12 protein-coding genes are annotated in these 14,451 nt (G+C 55.9%); 9 read left to right on the top strand and 3 right to left on the bottom strand.

Annotated features, from left to right (window positions below; all coding sequences use genetic code 11):
• Positions 1-65 precede the first annotated feature (65 nt).
• The 3 genes from JK208_RS06235 to JK208_RS06225 all read left to right on the top strand — a co-directional run bounded on the left by JK208_RS06235 (position 66) and on the right by JK208_RS06225 (position 4,357).
• Entirely contained in the window at positions 66-836 is a 771-nt protein-coding gene (locus JK208_RS06235) for an alpha/beta fold hydrolase (RefSeq protein WP_211574971.1), read from the top strand.
• A gap of 264 nt (positions 837-1,100) precedes the next feature.
• The gene (locus JK208_RS06230; RefSeq protein WP_228125285.1) at positions 1,101-1,784 is read left to right on the top strand and encodes a hypothetical protein; all 684 of its coding nucleotides are present in this window, start codon (positions 1,101-1,103) and stop codon (positions 1,782-1,784) included.
• Positions 1,785-1,993: 209 nt separating this feature from the next.
• Positions 1,994-4,357 carry a bifunctional diguanylate cyclase/phosphodiesterase gene (locus JK208_RS06225; RefSeq protein WP_211574969.1) on the top strand — a complete coding sequence of 788 codons (2,364 nt, stop codon included), beginning with the start codon at positions 1,994-1,996 and terminating at the stop codon, positions 4,355-4,357.
• Between the two features lie 6 nt (positions 4,358-4,363).
• On the opposite strand, the gene JK208_RS06220 is transcribed toward JK208_RS06225, so the two are convergent.
• Entirely contained in the window at positions 4,364-5,011 is a 648-nt protein-coding gene (locus JK208_RS06220; RefSeq protein WP_211574967.1) for a DNA-3-methyladenine glycosylase, read from the bottom strand.
• Between the two features lie 237 nt (positions 5,012-5,248).
• Here JK208_RS06220 and JK208_RS06215 point away from each other — a divergent pair, with 237 nt between their 5' ends.
• The 5 genes from JK208_RS06215 (at position 5,249) to JK208_RS06195 (ending at position 10,106) form a co-directional block, all read left to right on the top strand.
• Entirely contained in the window at positions 5,249-6,367 is a 1,119-nt protein-coding gene (locus JK208_RS06215) for an energy transducer TonB (protein ID WP_211574965.1), read from the top strand.
• 91 nt (positions 6,368-6,458) lie between these two features.
• Complete coding sequence (locus tag JK208_RS06210; RefSeq protein WP_211574963.1) at positions 6,459-7,406, top strand: hypothetical protein; 948 nt, start codon at positions 6,459-6,461, stop codon at positions 7,404-7,406.
• 99 nt (positions 7,407-7,505) lie between these two features.
• Positions 7,506-8,384, top strand: a complete 879-nt coding sequence (locus tag JK208_RS06205) for a hypothetical protein (protein WP_211574961.1) — start codon at positions 7,506-7,508, stop codon at positions 8,382-8,384.
• A gap of 152 nt (positions 8,385-8,536) precedes the next feature.
• The gene (locus tag JK208_RS06200; protein ID WP_062027866.1) at positions 8,537-9,469 is read left to right on the top strand and encodes a ribose-phosphate pyrophosphokinase; all 933 of its coding nucleotides are present in this window, start codon (positions 8,537-8,539) and stop codon (positions 9,467-9,469) included.
• A gap of 49 nt (positions 9,470-9,518) precedes the next feature.
• The gene (locus tag JK208_RS06195; protein ID WP_211574959.1) at positions 9,519-10,106 is read left to right on the top strand and encodes a histidine phosphatase family protein; all 588 of its coding nucleotides are present in this window, start codon (positions 9,519-9,521) and stop codon (positions 10,104-10,106) included.
• Between the two features lie 3 nt (positions 10,107-10,109).
• Here the strand turns inward: JK208_RS06195 and JK208_RS06190 are convergent, their stop codons facing one another.
• Both JK208_RS06190 and JK208_RS06185 read right to left on the bottom strand, forming a co-directional pair.
• Complete coding sequence (locus JK208_RS06190) at positions 10,110-11,237, bottom strand: glycosyltransferase (protein WP_211574957.1); 1,128 nt, start codon at positions 11,235-11,237, stop codon at positions 10,110-10,112.
• 42 nt (positions 11,238-11,279) lie between these two features.
• Positions 11,280-12,254 (bottom strand): glycosyltransferase family 2 protein, encoded by a 975-nt coding sequence (locus JK208_RS06185; protein WP_211571281.1) that lies wholly within the window; start codon positions 12,252-12,254, stop codon positions 11,280-11,282.
• A 164-nt stretch (positions 12,255-12,418) separates the two neighbouring features.
• Between JK208_RS06185 and JK208_RS06180 the strand changes: the two genes are divergently transcribed.
• Positions 12,419-14,359 (top strand): M61 family metallopeptidase, encoded by a 1,941-nt coding sequence (locus JK208_RS06180; protein WP_211574951.1) that lies wholly within the window; start codon positions 12,419-12,421, stop codon positions 14,357-14,359.
• Positions 14,360-14,451: the final 92 nt, after the last annotated feature.

The following is a 14,451-nucleotide window of genomic DNA, read 5'->3' as shown; positions in this document are numbered from 1 at the left end:
GCAGGTGTGATCCTGTTTGACGGCAAGCGCGCTGCCGATCAACAGCTGTCATGGAAGGATCACCGATGAAACTGCATGCCATCGAACGCGGCGAAGGCCCGGAGACGGTCGTTTTCCTGCATGGACTGTTCGGGCGGGCCCGGAATCTCGGCTTTCTCCAACGCGGCGCGTCTGCAACCTTCCGGACGCTGGCGCTGGATCTGCGCAACCACGGCCACAGCCCGCACGGCCCCGCCAGCTATGCCCTCATGGCACAGGACGTTCTGGAAACGCTGGACGATCTGGGAATCGAGCGCTTTGCGGTCGTCGGACACTCCATGGGAGGCAAGGTCGGCATGATGCTCGCCCTCGCCGCCCCGGAGCGTGTCACGAAGCTGCTCGTTGCAGACATCGCCCCGGCCCGAACAGGACATGGGCAACGCGAGATGATCTCGAAGCTCGAAACCCTCACATTCCCTCCCTCGCTGGAGCGGCGGGAAGGGCTGGCTCTTCTGGAGCCCATCACAGGCAGCCGTCCCGTCGCCGAACTCCTGCTGCAAAACATCCGGCTGGGCGATTCTCCGGGCTGGAGCATCGGTTTTGACGCGCTTTCCCGCGACATTCATGACATCGAAAGCTGGCCCGACCTTCAGATTGCCCCTTACGAAGGGCCTGTTCTTTTTCTGCGCGGCGGAGCCTCGCCCTATGTCCTGCCCGAACATCACGATCATATCCGGGCGCTCTTCCCGCAGGCGCTGATCCGCTCCCTGCCCGATGCCGGGCACTGGCTGCATGTGGAACAGCCCCGGGCTTTTCTGAAAGAAATGATGGAATTTCTTCAGATTCCAGCCCGGTAAAAGACGTTACGAAATCAAATCAATCAGATAGACGGCAGTTTTTCAGGAATCAAATCGTTTCGATTAAGCAACATAGTGAAAATCTAATATATTAATATTTTGGTAATTTAAAAAAATTCAATTATAATTAAAGTAAAAAAGTTACTTTTCTGAAAAATTAACGACTACAACATCACTGCCGGAACGGCGCATGTAATAAACTTCTTCAGGATTACGCGGATGTACGCTCTACTGTTCTCCGAGCCCTTGGTAAATCGTGCCGAAATGCGTGTCTTTACACGGGAGAAAATCTATTCTTCCGCATTGGCCCGGGGCGCAGCCCATGGCGATAAAGAGACTATTAAGGCCATGATGATCGGCTGGTGGCCTTTTATTCAGGCTTTCGAGCGCGCTATTGACGTGCGCGTCGGCCATCTTCCCATCAAACCGCTCGTCCAGCGCTTCGGGCAGACCCGGATCAAGACCTTCTTTTCAGAAGCGCGTGAAGCCGTGCGGGAAATGAAGGAAGAAGAAGGCTCACACGCCATTCTCTGGGCCGATGGCGCAAAAGAATTCGGCCTCGACCTGTACGGAACGCATTACGACACGCTTCCCACGGTCCAGAAGCTGATCGCCAATGCAGACAGTGAAGATCCCGTGGTCTTCTTCTCCTGGCTCGCAGCCGTCGAATACATCGCCGAAGAGCTGGCCGCCTATCTGTGCCATGCACCGAAATTCACCAACCTGTTCGCAAAGAAGCACTGGACATGGGGTCTGGCGCATGATGAGCACGAACATGACGGCCCGTCCCATCTGGAAATCGATGAGGATCTGGCCCGCGGGTATTATCCGTCCAACGACCCGGACATCACCCGTGCCGCGCTGACAGCCAATATGCGCGAATGCATTGAAATGTTTGAAAAAGCCAGCCACGAGATTTACGCCACGACGCCGGAAATGGCACACTAACGAAACCTTAACTCTTTAACAGCTATCTCCGTGTCCGGGGCGCCATACCCGAGGCGCGGAGATGTTGCCTGCAACAGATTCGCTCTCTGCAAAGAAAAACTTCATAAATTCCTGTCATCGTGGCCCCCTCCTCCGCTATTGGGAAGGTTCATGATGTCTTTGCCTGTCTCACCGGCTCCCGTTGTCGCCTTCCCGCCATGCGCGACATAATGACAGCCGTCCTGACCCTGCTGAAACAAATGCGGTTTGCGCGACTTTTTCCCTTCCGGGCCGAGATCCCGGCAGGCGCAGAAGAAGAGATCCGCCTTTCGCGTTGCAGAGTTCTGCGCGGTCTGAACTTCTTCCATTTCGTCCCCCAGATCAGCTGTGGCCCGATCGCAGGCCTTTGCCTGATGCGGAACTATCCTTTTTACGGCGCGATTCTGTGCGGAACAGTCCTGCTCCTGCTCGCACTTTACAACATCTGCTTTTATGCAATCCCCACCGAAAAACTGGTCGACACCCGGCAGTCATGGATTCTCAAGGGTCTGAATTTCGCATTCGCCCTGTGCTGGGTCACCCTGCCTCCGGTCGTATTTCCTTACGGAGACGCGAATGACCGGGTTCTGGTCGCCGGCATCATGGTCGGGTTGACCGCGACGACCATTACACTGGTTCCTCTGACGGGCATGGGGGAAATCATTGCCTCCATGCTCATTCTGTCCTGCGGCGGTGCCCTGTTCGAAGCATGGACGATCGACCACGGCATTTTCTATTTTTACATCGCCATCGAAATGGCGGTTTATCTGTTCTTTGTCCTGTCCCTGACGATGGCCGTCCGCACCCTGTTCACGGCTTTTCTGGTCAGCCGGTATTCCCTCGAACAGCGCAACAGCATCGTCCAGCTCCTGCTCCGCAACGCGGATGACGACACTGGCGACTGGCTGTGGGAGACCTGCGCGTCCGGAAGCCTGCGCAATGTGTCAGCCAGTCTGGCCTCGGCCTTCGGCAACAGCCGCGAGTGGCTTGAAACCCGCATCTTCTTTGACATCCTGTCTGATCTGGCCGGCCCGGCCGCTTTTGACGGCGATGAACGGACAGGGCTTGGACGTCTGCGGCAGTGCCTCGACAACCGGATTTTCTTCCGCGACATCGTGGTGTCCGGCACCCTGCAGGGTCAGCAGCGCTTCTGGTCGCTCAGCGGGCGTCCGGTTTTTCAGGACCGCATCTTCGTCGGCTATCGTGGCGTTGGAACGGATGTGACCCAGACGCACTGGGCGCAGGAAAGCGCGTCTTTCAGGGCACGGCATGATCTGCTGACCGGTTTGCCCAACCGCGGCGCTTTCCTCGATGATATGGAAACCTACCTCATCGAGGCCGCACGCACAGGAGAAGCGTTTGCACTGCTCAACCTCGATCTGGACGGCTTCAAACAGATCAACGACCGGCACGGCCATTCCGCCGGCGACGAAATGCTCCGGAAAGTCACGGTTGTCCTGAGCCGCACCCTGAGCGAGCGCCACAGGCTCTACCGTTTTGGCGGCGACGAATTCATGCTGCTTGAACGCCAGACAACACCAGCCCAAGCTTCTGCCACCGCGTCCGGGCTGATCAATGCGCTGACGAACGTGCCCATCCGGGTGGGCGAAGGTGTGCGCTGCGCAGTCGGCCTCAGCGTAGGAATCGTGCTGTCCATCGGCGGCTCGGAACGTGTGGGAAGCCTGCTGGAAGCCAGCGATCTGGCGCTTTACGAGGCCAAGAGCCTCGGAGGCCACACGCATCGCTTCTACAACCCGGAACTGCGAACCGTCGCCAAACGAAACCGGGACCTGATCCGTGCGCTCCCCCAGGCGTTGGAGGAAGGCGGTCTGGGCATTGTCTATCAGCCTTTCTTCAACACCCAGAGCCAGAAGCTCTGCGGGTTCGAGGCGCTGATCCGCTGGTCCCATCCCGAATATGGCCGCGTCCCCCCCGAGCGGATCATCCAGCTTGCCGAGGAAGCCGGACTGATCCAGAAGCTCGGCGTCTATGTCATGGAACGGGCCTGCCTCTTTGCCAGCGAATGGGAAGACGGGTTGGTGCTGTCCATCAATGTCTCCGTCGGGCAGCTTGAGGCCCCAACCTTCCTCAAGGACACGTTCCGGGTTTTGGAAAAAACCGGCTTTCCCGCCCGCTGCCTTCAGATCGAGATGACCGAAAACATCTTCATGGAGCCGGATGCCGCAACCTTCACGCTGCTCAGCCGCCTGCAGAGCGCCGGGATTTCCATTGCGCTCGACGATTTCGGCAAGGGCTTCTCGTCTCTCGGATATCTGCGCTTCTTCCCATTCTCAAAAATCAAGCTGGATGGTCTGTTCGTCAGGGACATGCTCCGCGAATCCCGCGCAGCGTCCATCGTGCGCGCCGTGGTTGATCTATCGATCGATCTGGGCGTAGCCGTGACCGCGGAAGGTGTGGAAAGTCAGGAGCAGCTCTCCTATCTCAAACGTCTAGGCTGCACGGAGGTTCAGGGTTATCTGCTGTCCCGCCCCCTTTCTCCCGAAGACACCCGTCAGTTCATGGCGACGATGCCAGTTGTCATGGAAGCATCCTGATCCACCTCAGGCCGTCAGAGGATTGGGAGCCGTCTTTTTTCCTTCTTCCGCCATACGCCAGCAGTACCAGGCCAAGGTTGATCGATAGGGGGAAAAGCGGGCCGTCTCTTCTTTCAGCGCTTTTGGTTTGGGAGGCAGTTCCATCCCCCGCAGGCGCCGCCAACCTTCCCGAACGCCAAAATCATCGACGGGCATCACGTCCGGGCGGTTCAGCGTAAACATCAGCAGCATCTCGACGGTCCAGCGTCCGATTCCTCGCAGGGTCACGAGACGCGCGATCAGTTCTTCATCCGTCATGCTCCCAGCCTCCGCGCGGCTGGGAACAGTTCCGTCCAGACGAGCCTGTGCAACACCGCGCATGGCCAGAAGCTTGTTTCCCGAAAGACCGCAGCCACGGAGGCTTTCTTCGGGCAGTTCCAGAAGCCGTCCGGGCGCTGGCGGCGCTCCATCCACGGTACCCTGCTCTCCCAGAACGCAGAGGCGTCCGAAAATCTTCCGCGCCGCCGCTCCATGAAGCTGTTGCCCGGCGATGGCGCGCAGAAGGGCATCATAAGGCTCCTGCCCGTCATCACCCCTCAGGGTGCAGGGTCCAATACGCGCCATGGCCGCCGCCAGACCGGGATCGGAGCCAAGAAGTGTGGCATAATCAGCCATCAGACATGCGCCTTTCCGGAAGTTAAGGTTCGGGTGACTCTTTGTGTCTTTCGTGGGTCTCTCATTACTGCCATGATATGCCAAGACAGACGCCCACCCCCAGCCCCGGATAACCAGCCTGCCGGATGACAACCCCGACCGCCCTGGTGCAAAAGGTCTGGCGATGATGCGACGCCACCTTCTCCTTGCCGACCGGCTGTTTTCTGCCAGGTCCTTTCCCGACGGACGGCCCCGCCCATGAGCGGAACAGCCACAGTTACGTCCGGAAAGCCGCAGAAGCGCGAGCCGCAGCTCTTCGCCCCCTCGGCGCGGACTGCCCCCGCACGTCCGCAGCACGCCCCGGCCGGGACGCGCGAACGCCTGAGAGATTACGTCCCGCCCGCAATCCGGGTCCGTCCGGTGCTGACGCCGATGATGCGTCCGCAAACCATTGTCGAGAACGGTCCTACGGTTCCGTTCATTTTCTCGGCGGGACTTCACGCAGCCATTCTGGCCTTCCTGCTGATGCAGCATCAGGGCATGCATGGCTCGCCTGCGGGACAGGAGCAGCCGCAGGTCGAGATGGTTTTCGATACGCCGCCTTCGAAAAGCAGCATGCGCGGGCCACGGGCGCATGAAGAAGGCGGTGCGCCCCCTCCTCCCTCAGCCCAGAGCCCGCAGGAAACACAGGAAGACCAGCAGCAGCCGCAAAAGGAGCAGTCCACTCCGACGCCTGCCGTTCCGACGCCTGAGACACCGTCCGCGCCTGAAGTGCCAGAAGAACCCTCAGCCGAACTGCCCAAGACAGCCCCCACCCCGGCCCCCATTACCCCCGGAGCAGCGCCAAGCCGCCGCAGCCAGCAGACGTCGCCACATGCTCATCACGCGCAGCGGTCGGTTCGCTCCGACCGGAACAATCCGTTCGCACATCCGATGGATCTGTCCTTCGGTGAACAGCCGTCGCCCTATCGTCGCCACCGTGGCCGCGCTTCGGGGTCTGGTGGGCCGATCGACATGTCTCTTGGGCCGCTCAGTCTGAACGGCGCCATCAACGCACCGTATCAGACCCGCACCAGCGTCAAGGGCGTCAGCGAGGATTACGGCGGGGAAATCGACCGCTGGATCCGGGCGCATATGTACTATCCGGAAGAAGCCGCTCGCGCTGGCGAGGATGGCCCATCCTCGGTGCATGTCGTGCTGGACCGGTCGGGCCATGTGAAATCCGTCCGTCTCATGAGCCAGTCCGGCTCCTATTCGCTGGATGCGGCGACGACCGGCATGTTCCAAGGCGCACATCTGCCGCCGGTCCCGCCGGATATGAAGGGTGACCATTTCGATATCGACGTCACGATCAACTACATCCTGATCCGCCGGTAAGGGCACGGTATCAAGCGGAGGGCGCGGCTTCGACATCGGAGCCGCAATCCCATACAGTCCGTCAGGTCACCGTCCTGTTGCCGGAGCCCCGATGCGCCGTTTCCGTTCTGCCCTGCTGCCTCTCTGTCTCCCGCTGGCCCTCCCACTGGCTCTGGGGGGCTGTTTCAGCCTTTCCCGCCCCTTCGCCGATCCCGGACAGCAGGCCAGATACCTCACGGCAGCCAACCTCCCTCCTGCCCGCCTCGCCGTCCCAACTCCGCCAAACGCGCTACTGTCTGACGATGCGGCCGCGCTCTGGGCCCATGATGTGGCACAGGCCATGGTCAACCAATCCGTTCCCGCCATCGCACAGCCCCGCAAAAAGGGAGACTGGTGGGTGAAGCTAAGTGCGACGACTCACGGAAATACGGTCGTCCCCCACTACGTCATCATGACCCCGGAAGGAAAAGCGCGAGCGGAAACGGACGGGGCGGCCGTGGATATGGCATCCTGGAGCGCAGGAGACCGACTGGCGCTTCAGGACGCCGCCATACAGGAAGCGCCCCAGCTTGCGACCCTGCTGACGGGCATTCAGGCGAACATGATGCAGCAGGACCCGCACAGCCTCATGAACCGCCCCGCGAAGATCTGTTTCAAGGGCGTTACCGGCGCCCCCGGAGACGGAAATATATCCCTCGCCCGCGCGTTCTATTCGTCCTTTCCCGACAAAACCAACACGGTCACGACAACGGAAAAAGGCGCAGACTTCATCGTACGCGGAAAGGTCGATCTCAAAACGGGCACCGCGGGCAACACCGGTCACCCGGTCGATCATATCGAGATCGTCTGGCATGTCCTGACACCGGATGGGAAAGAAGCAGGCGCCGCCACGCAGTTGCACGATATCGCCCCTCATTCACTGGACGGTGCATGGGGCGATACGGCGGACATGGCTGCCGAAGAAGCCGCCCAGGGCGTCCGGACCATCGTCACCAACTATTCCGGCCGCGAACATGCCCCGCTGCCGGAGACAAAGGGTCCTCCGAAAAAATCGGCCTGATACAGAAGAACGGGGGTTCCATTCCATTAATGTAACTCTGAGTATCTTTATGTAATACAATTTGTTACATCACTCCGGCCTTTTCATCCGGAGTGTCCGATGCGTCTTTCTTTCCGCTTGCTGCTGTCCAGCCTGGGTTTCTGTGCAGGCCTTGCTCCCCTCGCCGCTTTTGCAGACCCGGCCCCTGTCATTGCCGTAAACCGTGAGATCGGCCTTTCGATGACGGGCACGTTCCGCAACAGCGTCAGCGGCGGCAATTCCCGCCTGATGGAGAATAGCGGTTCCGGCTTCATCACACAGTCAACAAGCACCTCGCGCTACCGCACCATTGGCTGGACCCCTGGCTTTCAGGCCGATGCCTCGATCATGTTCAACGCCTTCGGGATCGAGAACCTTTACGGCGCGCTCCATTTCTCACTCGAAGACGGCCAGAGAAACTACAAATCCCACTACCGCAGCTATTCCAGCAATTCTGCACCATACGGGTTCTCCGCGGGCGGAAACGACAGCTCCAACGGCACGGACAATCGTGGAGAAATCGGCAAGGGCTTTCTTCTGCTCTCCGATAGTTTGCTGCTGACGCCTTTCATTCAGGGCGGATATGTCACGAGCGGCAGTGACGGAGATTTCGGCTACGGCTCTGGCCGTTACTTCGCGGGCGCTGGCCTGAAGGCCGATTACGCTCTCACATCCCGCCTCGTCCTGCGTGGGCGGTTCGGATGGGCGGAAGTCCTCAATTCCGGCATTTCCTACAACAACCAGCCACGTCCCCTGTGGGAAGGTGGCCTTGGCATGGATTACCGTATGACCCGACGCCTCCATCTGACGGCGGGAGGAGACTACTCCTATATTTCCTACGGCCATGACCGAAACGCCGAATCCAGCACTGAATTTGGAACAGCCTATTCCTATTCGGGCGACTCAAGCGCCCTGAGCAACGGTCTGAAGCTGCATGCGGGTCTGGCCTGGCAGTTCTGACCCCGTCTGACGAACCGCGTCCAGCTGGCACGGCATGCAGTGACCGGCCAACTGGTGCGCGGAAAGAATGAAACACGACGGATGACAGGGGGGCTTTGCGCTGTTAGAAGGCCAGCAACTTCCCTGTCGGACACCGGACGAGGCCGTTTTTCATGAAGATCGTAGCCTGCAACAGTAACCTGCCGCTGGCCCGTGCGGTCGCCCATGAACTCCGGATGCCTCTGTGCAAGACCGTGGTGAAGCGCTTTGCCGATGGCGAAGTCTTCGTCGAGATTCAGGAAAACGTCCGCGGTGAGGATGTCTTCGTCGTACAGAGCACCTGCATGCCGACGAATGACCATCTCATGGAACTGCTGGTCATGCTGGATGCGCTGCGCCGTGGATCGGCCAAGCGCGTCACGGCTGTGATGCCGTATTTCGGTTATGCCCGTCAGGATCGCAAATCCGGCCCCCGCACGCCCATCAGCGCCAAGCTCGTGGCGAACCTTCTGACGGAAGCTGGTGCCAACCGCATCCTGACGATGGATTTGCACGCCATGCAGATCCAGGGTTTCTTCGACATCCCGACCGACAACCTCTACGCCGCGCCACTGTTCGTGCGCGACCTCAAGACGCGCCTGCCGGACCGGGAACTCATCATCGTCTCGCCGGATGTTGGCGGCGTGGTCCGTGCGCGACAGCTCGCACAGCGCCTGAACGTAGATCTCGCCATCATCGACAAGCGGCGTGAACGCGCCGGTGTCTCGGAAGTCATGAACGTCATCGGTGACGTCGCCGGCCGCTACTGCGTGCTGGTCGACGATATCGTCGATAGTGGCGGCTCGCTATGCAACGCCGCCAACGCACTCATGGCCCGTGGGGCGGAAGGCGTCGAAGCTTACGTCACTCACGGCGTTCTGACTGGCAATGCCTGCCAGCGCGTGAAAGACAGTCCGTTGAACATGCTGACGCTGACGGACAGTATTCCGGCGACCGAGGCCCTCCTCGAGACCCCGAATATCCGTCAGATCACGACAGCCAACCTTCTCGCCCGGGCTATGAGCGCCGTGGCCGATGAAAGCTCGGTTTCCTCACTGTTCGACTGAGCGTCCACCGGTCCACCCTCACGCCCCCTCTTCGTGAACGGACTTGCCCATGACCCAGATTATCCCCAAGCCCTACTGGTATCTGCGTCATGGTGAGACCGACTGGAACGCCCGGGGACTGGCGCAGGGCAGAACGGATATCCCTCTCAACGAGACGGGCATCGCCCAGGCCGTGCGTGCAGGAGAAGCACTTGCCCCCTTATTCCGCAACGGCAAGCGCCCGTTTGACCGAATTGTCTCATCGCCCCTGAAGCGGGCTTTGGTCACAGCGCAATATGCACAGGATACGATCCACGACCGTACGGGGATCAAAATTCCCCTAGAAATCAATGCAGGCCTTATAGAGGTCTGCTTCGGCCTCTATGAAGGCGCTCCCATGGACGAATGGTTTAAGTCCTGGATTGAAGAAGGGCAACATCTGGAAAACGGAGAAAGCTTCACAGACCTCTCCGTTCGCGCCATCTCAACGATCAACGCCGAACTCGACAAAGACGGAACACCGCTCTTTGTCGCTCACGGCGCATTGTTTCGGGGAATACGCGCCGGAATGGGACTTCCGGCAAATGTCCGCCTGCCAAATGCGGTAGCACTCAAGGCCAGCCCTACAGTCAGTGGCTGGTCTGTAGAGACCACATAAACATCACTGGTTTTTTACGAACCCCTGAATTTCTTTTCTGAAAATTCTCATTTCATCATCATTCCGCCAAGGCGCTCTATAGATGCTTTCATTCCAAATCTGAGATAATACCTCCCCGTTGCGATCAACATCTTCCTGTTGGAAAGAGCTTTCGCTTGGGGAGACCTCTATATTCCCTGAGATGGAATAAAATACGCACTCTGGCGAATTTTCTTTTATTATTTCGCCGCCATAACCCGCACGAATCATCCTCATTGTATGCTCGACATGCTCGTGTCCATACCGACCAAATCTGCTATCCAGATAGCCGACATAGGCAAGAACTTCTTTTGTAAAACCTGAGCACTGACCGCTCAGATAACCCGATTTGTAAGGCTGATTCCATTGCCCCATTCCCTCGCTGGCTGGGCCAAACCAGGGGGGATCGAAATTAATGTGACCGTAAAGAGCTGATGACAGTACCCAATCTATATCCCAGCCAAATTTTGTCGGGAAAACATCGTCTTCCATTAAAAGAGTTAGCGAATTGGATAAAATTTCATTTGAAAAAAATAATGCTCTGTTTTTATTCCATGCCACACCTTTGTTTTCAGAACTAGCCCAATATATTCCACCCAAATCCTTCAGAAGATCTTTAGTTTCATCAACAGATCCGTCATCAGAGATAATTAAATCAATATCAAAAAATGAATTCTCTTTTATTTTATTTAAATTTTCAATTAATAATTTAGATCTATTATAGGTTGTAACTGAAACACCAACAGAAAAATTCTTTTGACCAATAAATTGTGAAACTTTATCAGAAAAAATTCTGATAGATTCTATAGAATTATCATAAAAACAAAAAACAATCTTGGCTTTTGTAACAATAGCCAAGTCTTTGAGATTTTCTATTTTTATCCCAATAGAAAATCTGGATTTTGTAGCTTTTTCGCCAAAATGGCTTACGACATCTGAACTATTCAAATAATTTATAACAAAGCTGTGCTCTGTTTTAAATTTTTCTTCAAATTGAACAGTCATTGAAATGATTGGATAATCTTCGCCAAAGGCCCACCCGTCAACCTTCAAGTGACCATCTTTGAAATATACATTATCAATAGAATGTATAATATTTTTTTTGTTATCCACTACACACATCCTTGATATAGTAATCTGTCAGTTTTATTTCAGTTATAAAGACAATCCTTCATTATAACCAAAATAAACATAATGCCTGAACGGATCAATCCCATCGGCAGCTATATGAGGCCAATTGGCAAGATATTTTTTTGCATCGAATATTTTATATTCTCGTACGACGCCTTCATCATCAGCACTATCCGCAACAGCCATCGCGGGAACAGCTTGATCGGCTTCTCGACACGAAAACAGGGGATTTTCCAATCCCAGCATTCCCAAAATATGAGGGATGTCTGGAACATAGACCCTCAAAGCTTTTGACAAGCGTTGATTAAACCAACTTTCTCCTTCGGTCAGTCGGCCCAGCAAATGTCCGCCAGGGCCTTGAAAATTTTTCAAGGCTTCAGAATCATTGATATCAACAAACGGAGCTAATTTATTATATGCTCCGCGGATGAAGTCATTGTAAGGTTTATGGTGATAATGAAAATAGATAAATTGCGTATTTATTTCCGTAGAGCCGAGAACAGTCTCACAAAAGTGAAAACCGTGATCTAATTTTTTAAGTGTATCTTTTCTAACAAAAACCTTTCCTGATGGTTGTGGCCAGTACCACCCAGGACTATTGACGATATTGAACAGATCCATCGTTATTCTGAATGGACCCTCCAATCTATCCAAGCGTTCTAAATGTGAATGAATACTATTTTTATTTGCTAAAATATTTCCATTGCTGCAGACACCCAAAAACTCATCAGCATCCATTGGAAATGCAAAATCGTATTCTTCGCCAGATTCATCAAGATTTTTTATAAATCTGGCAATGATATCTCCCTTGTCATGGAAATGTTGAGAGTCCCGATACCCCCAAATAACTGTCCCACCTACACTTTCTAATAACAATAAATTATCAATAACAGACTGAATGGTACTCCCATTATCAAACACAACTATATTTTCAAATCCAAATAAATAACCATGGTACTTTATCCATGGAAGCAATGTATTATTCTCATCTTTTTGCATCGTTATGCATTTTACTATCATAAAATCTCCATATAATAATATTTAATGTTTTAATAAACCTGATTGAATGCCGAGTTAACCGTTATATTTTTTAAAACTCTTGTTGACTCCTATCAATATCGTTATTTCTTTTAACATCATAGATCTCCTGTCGGACCATATCCATGCCCTCCATACGGACTTTAGTCGCACTCGCGACATTCACCAGCCTTGTTCCGCCAGCTCTCGCGCAGTCCCAGCCCATGCCGCTCCCCATGCCCGCCGCCATTCCTGAACCGCAGGATCGGGCGTTTCCCGGAACCATGACGGTCTCGGTTGATGCGACGGATACGCTGCATCATGTGATGTCCATTCATGAGACGGTTCCGGTACCGAAAGAGGCGCAGCAGAAGGGAGAAATGGTCCTTCTGTACCCGATGTGGATTCCGGGCGATCATTCTCCCACAGGCGTGATCGAACAGCTCGCCAGCCTGCATGTGCAGAGCAACGGTCGTACGCTGGACTGGAAGCGCGACACAGTCAACGTGGCTGCATTCCATATCCCCGTTTCTGCCAGCACCCCGACGCTGGACCTTCATTTCCAGCTCCTGACACCGATTTCGCCGGGTCAGGGCCGTGTGGTCATGACACCGTCCATCGTCAATGTGCAGTGGGATCAGGTTTCGCTCTATCCGGCGGGATATTTCACCCGTGGCATTACGGTTCAGCCCTCCGTACGCATTCCGCATGGCTGGCAGATCGGCTCGGCCCTTCGCGCCGGAGTGTATGGTGACGAAACGCATTTCAATGCCACGACGTTCAATACGCTTGTCGACTCTCCGATCTTTGCCGGACGTTATTTCCGCAAGTTCGACCTGACCGGCCCCGATCATGTTCCGGTCTCGCTGGATGTCGTGGCAGACGAGCCGGACTCGCTGGATGCAACGCCGTCTCAGATTGCGGCCCATCAGAACCTCGTCCGGCAGGCCACAACGCTGTTCGCCTCGCACCACTACGACCATTACGATTTTCTTCTCGCCCTGACGGATGAACTGGGCAGCATCGGTCTCGAACATCATCAGTCCAGCGAAAACAGCGCTGCTCCGGGCTATTTCACGGAGTGGGACAAGACATTCCCCGAGCGTGACCTTCTCGCCCATGAATACACCCACTCCTGGAACGGCAAGTATCGCCGTCCGGCCGATCTGTGGGCGCCCAACTTCAACACACCGCAGCGCGGGTCCATGCTGTGGGTTTATGAAGGCCAGACACAGTATTGGGGCAATGTCCTCGCCGCACGTACGGGTCTCGTGACGAAGGATCAGGGTTTCGAGGCGCTGGCCTATATGGCGGCGTCCTATGACAACCAGACGGGTCGTCAGTGGCGTCCGCTGGAAGACACGACGAACGATCCCGTAATTGCACAGCGTGCCCCGCTGTCATGGCGCGACTGGCAGCGTTCGGAGGACTATTACGTTGAAGGGCAGCTTGTCTGGCTGGATGCCGATGCTCTGATCCGCAAGCTCTCCAACGATCACAAGTCGCTTGATGACTTCGCAAAGGCCTTCTTCGGCACCAACAGCGGCAGCTTCGTCGTCAGCCCCTATCAGTTCGACGATGTGGTCGCCACGCTCAACAGCGTGCAGCCCTATGACTGGGCCAAGTTCCTGCACGACCGTCTGGACACGATCCAGCCGCACGCGCCGCTCAACGGCCTGACCAATGGTGGGTACAAGCTGGTCTATACGTCCAAGCCGACCGCCTTCATCAAGGCCAGCGAAGCCGCACGCCACACCACGGACCTGTCCTTCTCGCTCGGCCTGACGGTCAATGCGACCGGGCATGTGGGACGTGAGCACTGGATGAGCCCGGCCTTCAAGGCAGGGCTGGTTCCGGGCGTGACGATCGTGGCTGTCAACGACATGAGCTTCACGCCGCAGCGTCTGCTCCATGCCGTCACGGACGCGCAGAAGGACCCGAAGCAGGATATTCGTCTGATCGTGAAGTCTGGCGACCATGTCACCACGGTCTCCATCCCCTATCATGACGGTCTGCGTTACCCGCATCTGGAGCGTATTGCAGGTACGCCGGATCGTCTGAGCGAGATTTATTCCGCGCGTCAGTAAGGCTGACACTTCCGGGGCGCTGCCCCGGAACCCCGCAAAAGGACTCAGTCCCTTTGATCCCGATTCAAACGTAATGGTTTCCAAAGGCCCCT

The sequence above is a fragment of the Gluconobacter sp. Dm-74 genome (genome assembly GCF_018256135.1).
GTDB lineage: Bacteria > Pseudomonadota > Alphaproteobacteria > Acetobacterales > Acetobacteraceae > Gluconobacter > Gluconobacter cadivus.
Note: the sequence above shows the minus strand (reverse complement) of the source record. Positions and strands in the feature narration are given on the sequence as shown.

Excerpts from the sequence above, each read along its gene's own strand:
- JK208_RS06185 (WP_211571281.1), bottom strand. The coding sequence starts at position 12,254 with ATGCAAAAAGATGAGAATAATACATTGCTTCCATGGATAAAGTACCAT.
- JK208_RS06210 (WP_211574963.1), top strand. The coding sequence starts at position 6,459 with ATGCGCCGTTTCCGTTCTGCCCTGCTGCCTCTCTGTCTCCCGCTGGCC.
- JK208_RS06235 (WP_211574971.1), top strand. The coding sequence starts at position 66 with ATGAAACTGCATGCCATCGAACGCGGCGAAGGCCCGGAGACGGTCGTT.
- JK208_RS06205 (WP_211574961.1), top strand. The coding sequence starts at position 7,506 with ATGCGTCTTTCTTTCCGCTTGCTGCTGTCCAGCCTGGGTTTCTGTGCA.
- JK208_RS06200 (WP_062027866.1), top strand. The coding sequence starts at position 8,537 with ATGAAGATCGTAGCCTGCAACAGTAACCTGCCGCTGGCCCGTGCGGTC.
- JK208_RS06180 (WP_211574951.1), top strand. The coding sequence starts at position 12,419 with ATGCCCTCCATACGGACTTTAGTCGCACTCGCGACATTCACCAGCCTT.
- JK208_RS06195 (WP_211574959.1), top strand. The coding sequence starts at position 9,519 with ATGACCCAGATTATCCCCAAGCCCTACTGGTATCTGCGTCATGGTGAG.
- JK208_RS06230 (WP_228125285.1), top strand. The coding sequence starts at position 1,101 with ATGCGTGTCTTTACACGGGAGAAAATCTATTCTTCCGCATTGGCCCGG.
- JK208_RS06225 (WP_211574969.1), top strand. The coding sequence starts at position 1,994 with ATGACAGCCGTCCTGACCCTGCTGAAACAAATGCGGTTTGCGCGACTT.
- JK208_RS06215 (WP_211574965.1), top strand. The coding sequence starts at position 5,249 with ATGAGCGGAACAGCCACAGTTACGTCCGGAAAGCCGCAGAAGCGCGAG.
- JK208_RS06220 (WP_211574967.1), bottom strand. The coding sequence starts at position 5,011 with ATGGCTGATTATGCCACACTTCTTGGCTCCGATCCCGGTCTGGCGGCG.